Raw genomic sequence first — 15,264 nt, 5'->3', positions numbered from 1 at the left:
AAGGGCCGGTTTCGGGCCTTTTGCTTGACCAGGGGCCGGTTTCCGGCCTTTTGCTTGACATTGAGGGCCAATCGCCTTAAAGCCTGCGCAATATCTATCCGCGATCTTCTGAACGCGAGCCACCGACCGGGACCCATCAAGGTATAAAGCGATCCCGGAGGTCCACATCCGACAGCGCGATGCGCCCTCGGGTGCGGCACTGCTTTGGGCGCTCCCGGTCTGTCTCGGATGAAAAGGACAAGTCGATGTTTGAATCACTTCAGGAGCGTCTCGGCTCCATCCTGAACGGCCTGACCGGACGCGGCGCTCTCTCCGAAAGCGACGTGACGGCGGCGCTGCGCGAAGTGCGCCGCGCGCTGATCGAGGCCGATGTTTCGCTGGAAGTGGTTCGCTCCTTTACCGACCGCGTGCGTGAAAAGGCCGTCGGCGCGGAAATTCTCAAAAGCATCAAGCCCGGCCAGATGGTCGTCAAGATCGTCCATGACGAGCTTGTGGAAATGCTGGGCACCGAAGGCGTCACGCTCGATCTGAATGCGCCTGCCCCGGTCGTCGTCATGATGGTCGGTCTTCAGGGTTCGGGCAAGACGACCACGACGGGCAAGATCGCCAAGCGCCTGACCGAGCGCCAACGCAAAAAAGTGCTGATGGCCTCGCTCGATACGCGCCGTCCGGCCGCACAGGAACAGCTTCGCCAGCTCGGCATCCAGACTTCCGTTGATACATTGCCGATTATTGCCGGCCAGTCGCCGGTGGAAATCGCCAGCCGCGCCGTTCAGGCCGCGAAACTCGGCGGACACGATGTCGTCATTCTCGATACGGCGGGCCGCACCCATATCGACGAGCCGCTGATGGTGGAAATGGCGGATATCCGCAAGGCCGCCAATCCGCATGAAATCCTGCTCGTCGCCGACAGCCTGACCGGTCAGGACGCCGTCAATCTGGCGCGTAATTTCGATGAACGCGTCGGCATCACCGGCATCGTGCTGACCCGCATGGACGGCGATGGCCGTGGCGGTGCAGCCCTTTCGATGCGCGCCATCACCGGCAAGCCGATCAAGCTGATCGCCACCGGCGAAAAGATGGATGCGCTTGAGGAATTCTATCCCAAGCGCATCGCCGACCGCATTCTCGGCATGGGCGACATCGTTTCGCTGGTCGAAAAGGCTGCCGAAACCATCGACGCGGAAAAAGCCGCGGCGATGGCCAGGAAGATGCAGTCAGGCAAGTTCGATCTCAACGATCTCGCCGATCAGTTGGGCCAGATGAAGAAGCTTGGCGGCATGGGCGGCATCATGGGCATGATGCCGGGCATGGCCGGGATGAAGGACAAGGTGGCTGCCGCCGGTCTGGACGACAGGCTTTTCGATCGCCAGATCGCCATTATAGGTTCTATGACCCGGGCCGAGCGCGCCAATCCCGACATTCTCAAGCATAGCCGCAAGCAGCGCATCGCCAAGGGTTCCGGCACGAGCGCCGCCGACATCAACAAGCTTCTCAAGATGCACCGCCAGATGGCCGACATGATGAAAGTCATGGGCAAGGGCAAAGGCGGCATGATGAAGCAGATGATGGGCGGTCTTGCCAGCAAGATGGGTCTTGGCGGCGGCGGTATGGGCGGTATGCCCGATCTGTCCAGGATGGACCCCAAGCAGCTTGAGGCGCTGGCCAAGCAGGCGGAAGCGGCCGGCCTGACCAAGGGTGGCGGTCTGCCGGGCCTTCCCGGTGGCGGTCTTCCGGGCGGCTTGCCCGGTCTGGGCGGGCCGAAGCTTCCAGGTCTTGGCGGTGGCCTTCCGGGCCTGCCGAAGAAGAAGTGAGCATCATGAACGACGAACAGAATACCGTACCTGCCGAACTTCTGACGCTGCGCGCATCCATCGACAATATCGATGCGGCGCTGATCCACATGCTGGCGGAACGTTTCCGCTGCACCCAGGCTGTCGGCGTTCTGAAGGCCGAACGCGGTCTCGCAGCCGCCGATCCGACGCGCGAAAGGCGTCAGGTGGAGCGTCTGCGCGGATTGGCAGTCGATGCCCATCTCGATCCTGATTTCGCCGAAAAATTCCTGAACTTCATCGTGAAGGAAGTCATTCGGCATCATGAGCATACCGCCGCAAACCACGGCGGAAAGTAATAACCGTAAAAGGCGGTTCAACCCGTTTTGCCCCGGCCATCCCCCGGGCGAAGCAATTGTCTAAAGGAAAGAAAAAATGTCTCTGAAGATTCGTCTTGCCCGCGCTGGCTCCAAGAAGCGCCCTTACTACCACGTCGTCGTTGCCGACGTTCGCAGCCCGCGTGACGGCCGTTTCATCGAAACCGTTGGCGCATGGAACCCGATGCTGGCCAAGGACGCTGAACGCGTGAAGCTCGACGCCGAGCGCATCCAGCATTGGATCGCACAGGGCGCACAGCCGACCGACCGCGTTCTGCGCTTCCTCGACCAGGCTGGCATTGCCAAGCGTCCGGCCCGCAACAACCCGACCAAGGGCGAACCGGGCAAGAAGGCTCAGGAACGCATCGCCATGGCCAAGCAGGCTGAAGAAGAAGCCGCAGCCAAGGCTGCCGAGGCTGCTGCCGCCGCCGCAGAAGCCGCTGCCGCTCCGGCTGAGGAAGCTGCAGGCGAATAATTCGTTCGCAGTCAGTTGTCTTGAAAAGGCGATGGAGCAATCCGTCGCCTTTTTGTTTTGGGCGGTCGGTCAGGGTTCTTGTCGAAACCGGCTGGAAACTTGCCAGATTTTCTCTATCTTGTTGATTTGACGGCTCGCATTTCCGTGAAAGCGAATTTGCCGGTACTGATATTGATGTTTCCGGGCGCTTCAACGCCTCTTTTCAGGAGAACCCCATGTCGGCTGCGACGGTTGCGACTTCCTTCTCTTTCCGCCGTATTTTCATCGCTCTCGGTCTGATCGTTCTGGTCCCGCTGCTTTCGGCGTGCGGTTTCAACACGATTCCGACCAATGAGGAAAAGGCAAAGGCTGCCTGGAGCGAGGTACAGAACCAGTATCAGCGCCGCGCCGATCTCGTGCCCAATCTGGTCGAGACGGTGAAGGGCTATGCCGCGCATGAAAAGGAAACCCTTGAGGCCGTGATCGATGCGCGCGCCAAGGCGACGCAGGTGCAGATCACGCCCGAAACGCTGAACAATCCCGAACTCTTCAAGCAGTTTCAGGACAATCAGGCCAATCTCACCAGCGCGCTGTCGCGCCTGATGGTGGTGGTCGAGCGTTATCCCGACCTCAAGGCCAACCAGAATTTCCTTGCGCTGCAATCGCAGCTCGAAGGCACGGAAAACCGCATCGCCGTGGCGCGCCGCGACTATATCGAGGCGGTGCGTGTCTATAATACGGCGCTCAAGACCATGCCGACGATGATCTGGACATGGATCTGGTTCCGTGACGCCCAACCCATGCAGACATTCACCGCCGACGCAGCGAGCCAGAGCGCGCCCAAGGTCAACTTCAACTGACCGGCACCGCCATGATGCGCATCGGGCTCTTGCATGACACGTCTCGCGGCTGGAGCTGGTCGCGGGGCTTCATCGCGGCCATTCTTCTGTTTTTCGCCACACTTGCCCTGTGCCCTGCGGCATGGGCGCAGGATGCGGGCAAGTCCGCGCTGGCGCTGACCGGCCGCGTCGTCGATGCGGCGGGAATCATCGATCCCGCGCAGCGCCAGCAACTGACGCAGAAGCTGGCCGATTTCGAAGCAAAATCGTCGGATCAGGTGGTGGTGGTGACGGTGCCGAGCCTCAATGGCGAGGATATCGAGAGCTATTCCAACCGTCTGTTCCGCGCCTGGGCGCTGGGGCAGAAACAGGAGAACAACGGCATATTGCTGGTGGTCGCCCCCAACGACCGCAAGGTGCGCATCGAGGTCGGTTACGGGCTGGAAGGCATCATGACCGACGCACTTTCGAGCGTCATCATCAACGGCACCATCATCCCGGAATTCCGTACCGGCAATTATTCGGGCGGCATCGTGCAGGGCGTCGACGGCATCCTGTCGGTCCTGTCCGGCGATGCGGCGGAACTGGAAGCGCGGACAAAGCGCAATGCGCAGACGAGTTCCGACGATGTGGACTGGGTGTTCGTGGCCTTCATCGCCTTCTGGTGCCTGATCTTCTTCGGCGGGTTCGGCATGTCGATCCTGACGCCGGTCTTCGGCCGCAAGATAGGGCCGGGCCGGTATGAATGGCTCGGCATGGTCGTCGATTATAACAGTCGCGGCGGTTCTGGTCGTGGCCGGGGCGGCGGCTTCGGCGGTGGCGGCGGCTGGTCGTCGGGCGGTGGAGGGTTTTCCGGCGGCGGCGGTTCGTCCGGTGGCGGCGGCGCTTCGGGAAGCTGGTAGAGAGGGTGGCCATGCACGACAGAACGATCATCGGCACCGCGGATCATGCCCGCATCGCGGAAGCGATCCGGCAGGCGGAGGCTGAAACGAGCGGCGAAATCTACGCCGTGCTGGCGCGCTCCAGCGACGATTATTTCTTCGCCGCCGGCTTTGTCGCGGCCTGCGGCATCCTGGCCGCTTCGGTGATCGCGGCCTTTCTCGCGCACTGGTACTGGTTCGATATCCGCCTGCCGCTGTTCGGCCTTGCTGTGCTGGCGGCGTTTCTGAGCGCCATGCTCGTACTCTGGCTCCTGCCGTCGCTGCGTATGCTTCTGGTGCCGCGCCGCATCCGCTACAAGCGCGCCCATCTCAACGCGCTACAACAGTTTCTGGCGCGCAATGTCCATATTACCGAGAACCGCACCGGCATCCTGCTCTTCGTCTCGATGGCCGAACATTATGCCGAGGTGATTGCCGATGCGGGCATCAATGCCCGTGTCGGGCAGGAGGAATGGAACGGGATCGTCGCGACGCTCACCCGTCATGCATCGCAGGCGCAGGTGGCGGAGGGGTTCGTGCAGGCGATCGGCCAGGCGGGGCTTCTCCTGCGAAAGCATTTCCCGGCCGGGGCGGAGAATGCCAACGAGCTTGACGATCATCTGGTCGAGCTTTGACGGCCTGTTTTTTTAGTCAGATATTTAGACTTTAGTCAAAAAAGTGGCGAAGCGAGCCGGTTGCTTCACCATTTCACGCCGCCTTTCGCGAGGGATCGCGAAGCCTTCCGGCATATTCCGAAATTTCGGGAGGAGTTTTCGGAGTTTTGTTCCAAATTAAATGGATTAAACGCGACTTTTCTGACTTTCGGGGAAATTTTTCGTTATTTGCCGTGAATTTCCATCGAAACCGATGGCTAATCTGCTAGTTTGGCGCGCATTGCCATCATGACAGGAGTATCCGACGTGACTGCAAAGCAGGATCGGTCGAGCAAGGTTAAAGCGTCCAAGGCAGGCAAGAAGGAAAAGAAGGGAGGAACGTCGAAGGTGCTCGCCGCCTTTTCGCAGCTTCTCTTCGAGTGGGCGCCGCCGGAAGATCTGGCCGCCTATGATGCCGCCGCTCTCGACAGTTCGGCCCGTCACGGTTACGCAGCGCTTCTATCCTGGCGCAAGGGCAAGAGCATCGTCAGCGTCGATAACGGTATCGAACGTCGCGGCAAGCCCCATAATCGACCGGTGAGCGTCATCACCATCGTCAACGACAACATGCCGTTTCTGCTCGATTCCATCATGGGCGAGCTGAACGACCGCGCCAGCCGGATCTTCATGGTCGTGCACCCGGTTCTGGATATTTCACGCGAGAAGGACGAACTGGTCATTCTCGGTGAAGCGTCGCAGCTTGCACCCGCCGAGGGCGTCGAGCGCGTCAGCCTCATGCAGGTTCACCTTCCCGCGCTGGACAAGCAGGCGAAGGCCGATCTCATCGCCGCCATCAAGCGTGTGCTGGGACAGGTTCGCGCTGCCGTCAGCGACTGGAAGCCGATGCTCAAGCGCCTCGACGGCGCAATCGCCGATTACAAGCGCGTTCATGAAATGAGCGGCGACGCGGCCATGCCGGAAGCGATCGCATTTCTGGAATGGCTGCGCGACGATCGCTTCATCTTCCTCGGGCTTCGCGAACTGATCTTCAAGGGCAAGGGCGACAAGCGCGAACTGGTTCCGGTCAAGGAAACGCTCGGCGTTCTCAACGACAGTGAAGTGCGCGTGCTGCGCAAGCACGACGACGACACGGTGACGCCGCGCGAGGTGACGGAATTCCTCGACAGCGCCGAACCGCTGATGGTCACCAAGGCCAATACGCTTTCGTCGGTGCACCGCCGCTCCTATCTCGACTATATCGGCATCAAGATTTTCGGGCCGGCGGGGGAAGCGGTCGGCGAATTGCGTCTGGTGGGCCTGTTCACCTCCGTTGCCTATACAAGCTCGGTCGCCGGTATCCCGTTCATCCGCTCGAAGGCGGATGCGGTCATCCGGCATCTCGGCTTCAACCGCGAAGACCATTCGGGCAAGGCGCTCATCAATGTGCTGGAAGAATATCCGCGCGACGAGCTTTTCCAGATCGACACGGAAAGCCTGACCGCCAATGCCGAACTGATCCTCGCGCTGGGCGAAAGACCCCGCGTACGGGCTATCCCGCGTCTCGACCGTTTCGGCCGTTTCGCAACGGTGCTGGTCTATATTCCGCGTGACCGTTACGACTCGGTCGTGCGCGAGAAGATCGGCCAGTATCTGGTCGACGTCTATGGCGGCGACAGTTTCGAATTCCATCCGGTTTTCCTGCAAAGCGGGTTGACGCGCGTCCAGTTCGTCATCCGCCGCCACGAGCGTTCCACGCCGCATGTGGACCGTGAGGCGCTGGAAAAGGAAATCCGCGCCATGGTGCGAACCTGGGAGGATGCGGTTCGCGAAAGCACCGAAACGGCGGATGGAAAGACCGTCGCCCTGGCCGCGAGTTTCCCGCCGTCCTATCGTGAAATCTTCACCGCACCGGAAGCGCTGGTCGATGCCGAACGTATTGCGGGCCTGAGCGCCGAACAACCGCTTTTCGTCGATTTCTATCGCTATCGCACCGATGGGCCGGATGCGGTTTCGCTCAAGCTCTATCACCATGGCGCGCCGGTCGCGCTGTCGCGGCGCGTGCCGCTTCTGGAGAATATGGGCTTCCGCGTGGTCAGCGAGCAGACCATCGATCTTCCACATGTCGGCGGAGATGGGGCTGGCAAGGACGGGGCGACCGTCTACCTGCACGACATGCAGCTTGTGAACGCCTATGGCTCTGCCGTCGATCTTTCCGACGACGGCGAGATGCTGGAAGACGTGTTCCGTAGCGTCTGGAACGGCCTTGCCGACAATGACGGCTACAACGCGCTGGTGCAGACGGCGCGGCTGACCGCCCGCCAGATCATGATCCTGCGTTCCTACGGGCGCTATCTGCAACAGGCGGGCATTGCCTATTCGCAGGGCTTCATCGCTGCCGCGCTCAACCGTTATCCAGAGATCGCGAGCGATCTCTATTCGCTGTTCGATCTGCGTCTCAACCCGTCGGCCAAGCGCCGCGATACGGCGGAAAAGAAGCTCGTCGGCGGTATCGAAACCGCGCTTCTCGGCGTGCCGAGCATCGATGACGACCAGATTCTGCGCCGTTTCCGCAACCTGATCGAAGTGACGCTGCGCACCAATGCCTGGCAGCCCGATGCCGATGGCAAGCCGCGCGTGACCTTCGCGTTCAAGCTCAATCCGCGTCTTGTCGACGGCTTGCCGGAGCCGCGCCCCTATCGCGAAATCTTCGTCTACGGGCCGGAAGTGGAAGGGGTGCACTTGCGCTTCGGCGCGGTCGCCCGCGGCGGTTTGCGCTGGTCGGACCGCGCACAGGATTATCGCACCGAAGTGCTGGGCCTCGTGAAGGCGCAGCAGGTCAAGAATGCCGTGATCGTGCCTGTCGGCGCCAAGGGCGGCTTCTATCCGAAACGCCTGCCTGTCGGCGGCGACCGCAATGCGGTCTTCGAGGCCGGTCGCGACGCCTACAAGATTTTCATTTCCACGCTTCTGTCGGTCACGGACAATATCGAGGACAGTCATGTCGTTCCGCCGACGGACGTCGTGCGCCACGACAAGGACGATCCTTATTTCGTGGTCGCCGCCGACAAGGGCACGGCCACCTTCTCCGATACGGCCAACGCCATCAGCCAGGCGCATGATTTCTGGCTGGACGATGCCTTCGCATCCGGCGGTTCCGCCGGTTACGACCACAAGGGCATGGGCATCACCGCGCGCGGTGCGTGGGAGGCCGTGAAGCGGCATTTCCGCGAATTCGACATGGATATCCAGAGCGAGCCTTTCACGGTGGTCGGCGTGGGCGACATGTCGGGCGACGTGTTCGGCAACGGTATGCTGCTTTCCGAGCAGATCAGGCTCGTGGCAGCTTTCGACCATCGCGATATCTTCATCGATCCCGATCCGGTCCCCGCGACGGGCTTTGCCGAGCGCAAGCGCCTGTTCGACCTGCCGCGTTCGAGCTGGCAGGACTATGACCGCACCAAGCTTTCTGCTGGCGGCGGCATCTATAGCCGCAGCCAGAAGACGATTACGCTTTCGCCGGAAGCTGCCGCAGCCATCGGTCTGGAGACGACCACCGGCACGCCGCAGGAAATCATGACGGCGATCCTCAAGGCCAGGGTGGACCTGCTCTGGTTCGGCGGCATCGGCACCTATATTCGCTCCTCCGCCGAAACGGATGCGCAGGTGGGCGACCGTGCCAACGATGCGATCCGCATCACCGGGGCGGAGGTGCGCGCACGCGTGATCGGCGAGGGTGCCAATCTCGGCGTGACGCAGCGCGGACGTATCGAATATGCTCTGGTCGGTGGGGCCGGCGGGTCCGGCGGAGGCCGGAGCAATACCGACGCCATCGACAATTCGGCGGGCGTCAACTGCTCGGACGTCGAGGTCAATATCAAGATCGCGCTCGCGGCCGCCATGCGCTCGGGCAAGCTGAAGCGTCCGGCGCGCAACAAGCTTCTCGTCAGCATGACCGACGACGTGTCCGAACTGGTGCTGCGCAACAACTATCTGCAACCGCTGACGCTTTCGCTCAGCGAGCGTCAGGGACTGGCCGAGCTGCCTTATCAGGCGCGCTTCATGGCGGAACTGGAAAACCGCAAGCTTCTCGACCGCAAGGTGGAGTACCTGCCGTCCGATGCCGTGCTCATCGAACGCCAGAAGGCAGGCCAGCCGCTCACGCGCCCGGAACTGGCGGTTCTGCTTGCCTATGCGAAACTGTCGCTGTCGGGCGATCTGGTGGCAAGCGCGCTTCCCGACGAACCCTATTTCCAGTCTCTGCTGTTCGGTTATTTCCCCAAGCGCATGGTGAAGACCTATACGCAGGAAATTTCCAACCATCGCCTGAAGCGGGAAATCGTCGCGACCCTTCTGGCCAATGACGTCATAAATCGCGGCGGCATCACCTTCATCAGCCGTCTGGCCGATACGACAGGCAAGTCGCCCGCCGATATCGTTCGGGCCTATGTGGCGGTGCGTGACGGCTTTGCGATCGATGCGATCTATGACGCCATCGATGCGCTCGACAATCGTGTGCCGGGCGATGTGCAGAACGGTTTCTATCAGATCGTCAGCGAAATGCTGCTGGCCACCACGGCCTGGGTGCTGCGCAACGACACGACCCGCGCCAACCTGACGGAATTGGTGGATACGATCACCGGGGCGCGTGCCGAACTGGAGCCGCGTTTCGACGGTCTGATGCCGCAATTCCTCAAGAGCGCGGTTCAGGCCGACAAGGCTGCTTTCGTGGAAAAGGGCGCACCGGAAAAACTGGCGCAACGCCTCGCCAATCTCCAGCTTGCGGGCATCATGCCGGACATCGCGCTGATCGCGCATCTGGCGGGCGCCGATCTGGTGGCCACGGCAAAAGCCTATTTCGGCGTTTCGGAAACCTTCCGCATCGGCCGCATCGAGGAAGCCGCGCGCAGCATTCCCGTCACGGATTATTATGACGGCCTGGCCCTGTCGCGGGCGAACGATACGATCACCCAGGCCGCGCGCGGTATCACCATTACGGCGCTCAAGCGTTTTGCCGGGGAGAAGGACCCGGCGGCGGCGTGGTTCGCCGCGGACGGCGCGCGCATCGAGCAGGTGAAGAGCCGTATGGTGGCGCTCACCGAAGGCGGCGACCTTACCGTTTCGCGGCTGGCGGTCGCGGCCGGGCTGATGTCCGACCTGACACAGTAGCGCTTGTCGGGGTCACGGCCCTGATATTTTTCTCCAAAGGGCGGCTTCGGCCGCCCTTTTCGTTTCTTGTGACCCGCATTCCGGGGTATAGGATCGTTCCCGCCAAAGAGAAGCGCCCGATGGGTATGTCGGTGACTGCTTTCTGGCGGGGGGAAGGAACAAACAATTGAGCGATCAGGTTCTGGAAGCGCACGGCTATGCGTCGCGTCGCGGAATATGGGGCTGGATTTTTTTCGACTGGGCGGCCCAGCCGTTTTTCACGGTCGTCGTGACATTCATTTTCGGTCCATATTTCATATCCCGCATGGCGGATAGCCCGGAGGCGGGGCAGGTCGCATGGGGATATGGCTTCGCCGCGGCCGGTTTTGCGATCGCCATTCTCTCGCCCGTACTGGGCGCGATTGCCGACAAGACGGGCGCCCGGAAGCCGTGGATCGGGTTCTTCGCCGTCCTGAAGATCGCAAGCCTGATGACATTGTGGTTCGCGGTGCCGGGCGCGAAGCTCTTCTGGGTGCTTCTGGCCTTCAGCATCGCGATGATCGCGGCGGAGTTTTCCATCGTCTTCAACGATTCCATGATGCCGCGGCTGGTGCCGGGCAGGGATATCGGACGCGTATCGAACATCGCCTGGGGGCTTGGCTATCTGGGCGGCATGATCGTGCTGATTTTCGTGGTTCTGTGTCTGGCGGCTTCTCCTGAAACGGGGCGGACGATCATCGGCATGAAGCCACTGTTCGGCCTCGATCCCGTCATGGGTGAAGATGCTCGCATCAGCGGGCCGATAGCGGCGCTGTGGTATCTGGTTTTCGTCATGCCGATGTTTCTGTTCACGCCCGATCAGGAGCGGGGGCAGCGGCTGCGCCAGGCGGTGCGCGGCGGGCTTGCCGAACTCGGATCGACGCTGCGCGAAGTGCGCAGGCGTCCGGGCATCGTGCGTTTTCTTGCCGCCAGGCTTATCTATCAGGACGGCGTCAATGCGCTTCTGGCGATGGGCGCAGGCTATGCGGCGGCGATGTTTCACTGGACGATCACCGAGATCGGGCTTTTCGGGATGATCCTGAATGTCATGGCGATCATCAGTTGCCTCGCCGCAAGCCGTGTCGATACGCGTTTCGGTTCGAAGGCGGTTGTCGTCGGTGCGCTCGCGCTGCTGTTTCTCGCTTCCCTGGGCATCGCTTCCACGGGCCGGGATTATACGTTTTTCGGCCTGCTGCCGTTTACGCTGGAGGGGGAGGGCAAGTTGTTCGGCACTGCCGCCGAACACAGTTACCTGTTCTACGGGTTGATGATCGGCGCGGCTTTCGGGCCGGTGCAGGCCTCGTCGCGGTCATGGTTCGCGCGCAGCATCGGGCCGCAGGAAGCGGGCCGCTATTTCGGCGTTTATGCGCTTGCCGGCCGGGCGACGAGTTTTCTGGGGCCGTTCCTCGTTGCGACGATTACCGCGCTCAGCGGATCGGCGGCGCTCGGCATGTCGGTGCTGCCGGTGTTCTTTCTCGTCGGTCTCGCGCTGGCAAAGGTCACGCCTTACCCGGCGAACAAGCCGCTGTGAACGAAAGGCCCCGGAATCGGCGATTCCGGGGCCTTTGTCGTTGAAGCTGAAAAAGGGTTTAGTGGCGGAAGTGGCGCATACCGGTCATGACCATGGCGATGCCATGTTCGTCGGCGGCGGCGATCACTTCGTCGTCACGCATGGAGCCGCCCGGCTGGATGACGGCCGTCGCACCGGCCTGAACGGCTGAAAGCAGGCCGTCCGCGAAGGGGAAGAACGCGTCGGAAGCGACCACGCAGCCCTTGGTGAGCGGTTCTGCCAGACCGGCAGCTTCGGCTGCATCTTCCGCCTTGCGGGCGGCGATGCGGGCTGAATCGACACGGCTCATCTGACCGGCGCCGATGCCGACCGTTGCGCCGTCCTTGACATAGACGATGGCGTTCGACTTCACATGCTTGGCAATGCGGAAGGCGAATTTCATGTCGTTCAGTTCAGCGTCACTCGGTGCACGCTTGGTCACGACCTTGAGATCGAGATCGTCAACGACGCCATTGTCGCGCGACTGGACCAGCAGGCCGCCGGCAACCGTCTTGGCCGCAATGCCGCCGGCGCGCGGATCGGGCAGACCGCCGGTCACGAGAAGACGCAGGTTCTTCTTGGCGGCGACGATGGCCTGTGCGCCTTCGGTCGCATCCGGCGCGATGATGACTTCGGTGAATATCTTCACGATCTCTTCAGCCGCTTCTTCATCGAGCGTCTTGTTGAGCGCGACGATGCCGCCAAAGGCGGAAACAGGATCGCAGGCGAGCGCCTTGAGGTAGGCTTGCCTGATGGTGGAAGCTTCGGCCACGCCGCAAGGATTGGCGTGCTTGATGATGGCGACGGCTGCCGTGCGGGCCGGATCGAATTCGGCAACGAGTTCGAAGGCTGCATCGGTGTCGTTGATATTGTTGTAGGAAAGCTGCTTGCCCTGAAGCTGGGTCGCGGTCGCCACGCCCGGACGCTTCTCGCCGGTGAGATAGAAGCCTGCGGTCTGGTGCGGATTTTCACCGTAGCGCATGACCGAATGCAGCTTGCCTGCAACCGAGCGATATATCGGGGTTTCTTCCTCGATCGCTTCGGCAAACCAGTTGGAAATCGCTGCGTCATAGGCGGCGGTGCGCGAAAATGCCTTGGCGGCGAGCTTCTTGCGGAAGGCGAGCGGCAGGGAGCCGGAATGCTTTTCAAGTTCGGCGACGATGTCGGCATAGTCGGCAGGATCGACGACGGTTGCCACATAGGCGTGGTTCTTGGCCGAGGCGCGGATCATGGCCGGGCCGCCAATGTCGATGTTCTCGACGGTCGTGTCGTAATCGCCGCCCTTGAAGCGGACTTCCTCGAACGGATAGAGGTTGATCACGGCGAGATCGATGCCGCCGATGCCGTGTTCTTCCATGGCCGCAACGTGTTCGGGATCGTTGCGCACGGCGAGCAGACCGCCATGAACCGCCGGGTGCAGCGTCTTGACGCGCCCGTCCATGATTTCAGGAAAACCGGTTACTTCGGACACGTCCTTCACCGGAATGCCTTCGGCGGCAATCGACTTGGCGGTGCCGCCGGTCGAAAGGATTTCGACGCCATGCGCATGGAGCGCGCGGGCAAAATCGATCAGGCCGGTTTTGTCGGAAACGGAAAGGAGGGCGCGGCGCACCCGATGAAGATCGGGAGCGGGAATATGCTTGGAGCTGACAGCCATAGGGAGTTGGTCTCTTCGTTGCTGAAACGGATGCGTTCAGGAAAGTGGACGGCTCGCCCTAACACAGGCGCGCCGAGAATCCTACCGTAAAAGACCGATTTGAACTTTATACGTAACTGCCGAGCGCGACGCGGCTGAATTGCCAGTTCACTTCCGGCAGTTCGGAGGCCGGGAAGGAGAGCACGATCTGCTTCGACGTCACCGGGCCACGGAAGCCCGCGAAGAAGATGGAATCCTCAAGCTGCGGCGCCACCTCGAAACAGGAAAAGACCCAGGTATCGTCGCGATCCGCCGACAGAATGATCAGCCCGTTTTCATCGAAGGAAATATCGACCGACGGGTGAACATGGAAGCGGACGGCAATATTGTCGCGTCCGTTCGCCTTGAGCGAGCGGCCATCGCCGCGATAGAAGCGATCCGCGCCCTGAATGACACTGCCATTGTGCGAAAGCACGACGCGGCGCTCATGATAGATGCCGAACAGGCGCGCATAGCCGTCATGGCTGGCAACGAAACCCTGCCGCCCCATTTCCTCGATCCGGTCGCGCTGCACGCGGGTCGGGCCTGCAATGATCGGTGTGCCGATCATGTTGGAAAGACCGGCATTGAGGCTGAAGCGGCATGAGGATGTGTCGTTGATCGTGGCGGTGGAATGGGCCGCTGTCGAGCGCCCCAACGGACGAAATTCCGGCGGGCCGAAACGGTCGATGCCGGAATTGACGATATAGCGCTGGCGTCCGGAGGACATTTCGAAGGCGAGGCAACCGGCATGGGCGTCCCGCGATGCGGTGACCGGCGGCGGCAGGCCCGTATCGGCGATGATGGTGGTCGAGCCCATGGAAAGGCGCTCATAACCGGAATAGGGCGCGTGCGTCAGCGGCGATCCGGCGGTTTCGTCGTGGCGCAGCACCGAAATGATGCGCTCCGGCATGGTGGGGCCAACGCCGTTGAAAAGGGCGAGACTGCCATCCTGATGACGGAAGAAGCGCAGCGCGGGCAACATGCGCTCGACGGCTTCGATCAGCGCTTTCGGCGGCGCTTCGGTGCCGTTGGCATAGGTCTGGCGCAGCGGCAGGAGGTCGGCCAAAAGTTCCAGGACAGTGACGGGATTGCGCGAGATATGCCCGCCGTCGGGCAGGATCTGGCGCTTGAGTTCATATTCGAGATTGCGCCGCGCGGCGCGCGCCGTGGGCGGCGAAACGGGGAGCGCCAGAGCCGCGAAGGCGAGTGCGATGCGGGCGCGCAGGCGTTCCTCGCCATCGTCCATGGCGGCGGCGACCGTGCGCAGATAGCGCACCTGCATGGCGAGCGAGCGCATGAACTTGCGATAGGCGGGCAGTTCCGCGCCCGACAGGATGAGGTTCGAATGCTGGAGCCAGGCGATGATGCGCTGGGCGGTCACTTCCGGCGACCAGGCGAGACCGCCGATGCGCTTGCCGAACATGCGCATCCAGTCATCGACAAGCGCGCGCGCATTGGCGGTGGCAAGCTCGCTATGAGCGCTTTTGAGATGGCGCAGCCAGCCGAAACTGTGAAGTGCCGCTTCCCATTCGGGCGTTGGCGGCTCGACGGCGAAAGGCGACAATCCGCCGGTTTCGACAAGACGGCCGGCGAGCGCGAAGCGGCCGTGGTAGAACTCCTGCGCAAGCTGCGGGTCCGCGACACGCAGATCGGGCGGCGCGATCAGGATGCGATCGGGCGTAAAGCCGGTGAAGCGCCAGCGATAAAGCGGCCCCATGCGCAGGCGGCGGCTGAATTTGCGCCAGGCCTGTGCAACGGCCAGTCCCCACAGGTGCGGGGTTTCGCTGAGGGCGACTGCCACCCGGTCTTTCTCCGTATTGTCTGTCATTATTCTGCGGCCATTCGAACAGCCGGTGTCCCTTGATACAATTGTACCGAAATGGTGAATCGAGCGTTAA

General features: G+C 61.9%; 10 protein-coding genes. 8 read left to right on the top strand and 2 right to left on the bottom strand.

The genetic code is table 11. The features are described from left to right. Window positions 1–245: 245 nt before the first annotated feature. The 8 genes from ffh to FHS76_RS14110 all read left to right on the top strand — a co-directional run bounded on the left by ffh (window position 246) and on the right by FHS76_RS14110 (window position 11,670). A complete protein-coding gene (ffh, locus tag FHS76_RS14145) occupies window positions 246–1,814 on the top strand; it encodes a signal recognition particle protein (protein ID WP_183653811.1) in 1,569 nt (522 codons plus the stop codon). A 5-nt stretch (window positions 1,815–1,819) separates the two neighbouring features. Beyond that, on the top strand, window positions 1,820–2,131 hold the full coding sequence (locus FHS76_RS14140; protein ID WP_183653808.1) for a chorismate mutase: 312 nt from the start codon (window positions 1,820–1,822) through the stop codon (window positions 2,129–2,131). Window positions 2,132–2,207: 76 nt separating this feature from the next. After that, entirely contained in the window at window positions 2,208–2,624 is a 417-nt protein-coding gene (gene rpsP / locus FHS76_RS14135) for a 30S ribosomal protein S16 (RefSeq protein ID WP_183653805.1), read from the top strand. A 215-nt stretch (window positions 2,625–2,839) separates the two neighbouring features. Beyond that, window positions 2,840–3,463 (top strand): LemA family protein, encoded by a 624-nt coding sequence (locus FHS76_RS14130; protein WP_183653802.1) that lies wholly within the window; start codon window positions 2,840–2,842, stop codon window positions 3,461–3,463. 11 nt (window positions 3,464–3,474) lie between these two features. Further along, window positions 3,475–4,344 (top strand): TPM domain-containing protein, encoded by an 870-nt coding sequence (locus FHS76_RS14125; protein ID WP_183653799.1) that lies wholly within the window; start codon window positions 3,475–3,477, stop codon window positions 4,342–4,344. 11 nt (window positions 4,345–4,355) lie between these two features. Next, window positions 4,356–4,997, top strand: coding sequence for a TPM domain-containing protein (locus tag FHS76_RS14120; RefSeq protein ID WP_183653796.1), 642 nt, complete (start codon window positions 4,356–4,358; stop codon window positions 4,995–4,997). A gap of 285 nt (window positions 4,998–5,282) precedes the next feature. Further along, window positions 5,283–10,121 (top strand): NAD-glutamate dehydrogenase, encoded by a 4,839-nt coding sequence (locus FHS76_RS14115; protein ID WP_183653963.1) that lies wholly within the window; start codon window positions 5,283–5,285, stop codon window positions 10,119–10,121. A gap of 166 nt (window positions 10,122–10,287) precedes the next feature. Further along, window positions 10,288–11,670, top strand: coding sequence for an MFS transporter (locus FHS76_RS14110; protein WP_183653793.1), 1,383 nt, complete (start codon window positions 10,288–10,290; stop codon window positions 11,668–11,670). A gap of 58 nt (window positions 11,671–11,728) precedes the next feature. Here FHS76_RS14110 and purH read toward each other — a convergent pair whose 3' ends face one another. Beyond that, window positions 11,729–13,345 carry a bifunctional phosphoribosylaminoimidazolecarboxamide formyltransferase/IMP cyclohydrolase gene (purH, locus tag FHS76_RS14105; RefSeq protein WP_183653789.1) on the bottom strand — a complete coding sequence of 539 codons (1,617 nt, stop codon included), beginning with the start codon at window positions 13,343–13,345 and terminating at the stop codon, window positions 11,729–11,731. A gap of 106 nt (window positions 13,346–13,451) precedes the next feature. Continuing rightward, window positions 13,452–15,194: a heparinase II/III family protein gene (locus tag FHS76_RS14100; RefSeq protein ID WP_183653787.1), complete on the bottom strand. Its 1,743-nt coding sequence runs from the start codon at window positions 15,192–15,194 to the stop codon at window positions 13,452–13,454. Between the last annotated feature and the right edge of the window lie 70 nt (window positions 15,195–15,264).

Origin of the sequence: Brucella daejeonensis (assembly GCF_014199265.1) — a bacterium.
Classification (GTDB): Bacteria; Pseudomonadota; Alphaproteobacteria; order Rhizobiales; family Rhizobiaceae; genus Brucella; species Brucella daejeonensis.
Note: the sequence above shows the minus strand (reverse complement) of the source record. Positions and strands in the feature narration are given on the sequence as shown.

What these genes read in the sequence shown, in the direction of transcription:
- ffh (WP_183653811.1), top strand. Translation starts at nt 246, where the DNA reads ATGTTTGAATCACTTCAGGAGCGTCTCGGCTCCATCCTGAACGGCCTG.
- FHS76_RS14140 (WP_183653808.1), top strand. Translation starts at nt 1,820, where the DNA reads ATGAACGACGAACAGAATACCGTACCTGCCGAACTTCTGACGCTGCGC.
- rpsP (WP_183653805.1), top strand. Translation starts at nt 2,208, where the DNA reads ATGTCTCTGAAGATTCGTCTTGCCCGCGCTGGCTCCAAGAAGCGCCCT.
- FHS76_RS14130 (WP_183653802.1), top strand. Translation starts at nt 2,840, where the DNA reads ATGTCGGCTGCGACGGTTGCGACTTCCTTCTCTTTCCGCCGTATTTTC.
- FHS76_RS14125 (WP_183653799.1), top strand. Translation starts at nt 3,475, where the DNA reads ATGATGCGCATCGGGCTCTTGCATGACACGTCTCGCGGCTGGAGCTGG.
- FHS76_RS14120 (WP_183653796.1), top strand. Translation starts at nt 4,356, where the DNA reads ATGCACGACAGAACGATCATCGGCACCGCGGATCATGCCCGCATCGCG.
- purH (WP_183653789.1), bottom strand. Translation starts at nt 13,345, where the DNA reads ATGGCTGTCAGCTCCAAGCATATTCCCGCTCCCGATCTTCATCGGGTG.
- FHS76_RS14100 (WP_183653787.1), bottom strand. Translation starts at nt 15,194, where the DNA reads ATGACAGACAATACGGAGAAAGACCGGGTGGCAGTCGCCCTCAGCGAA.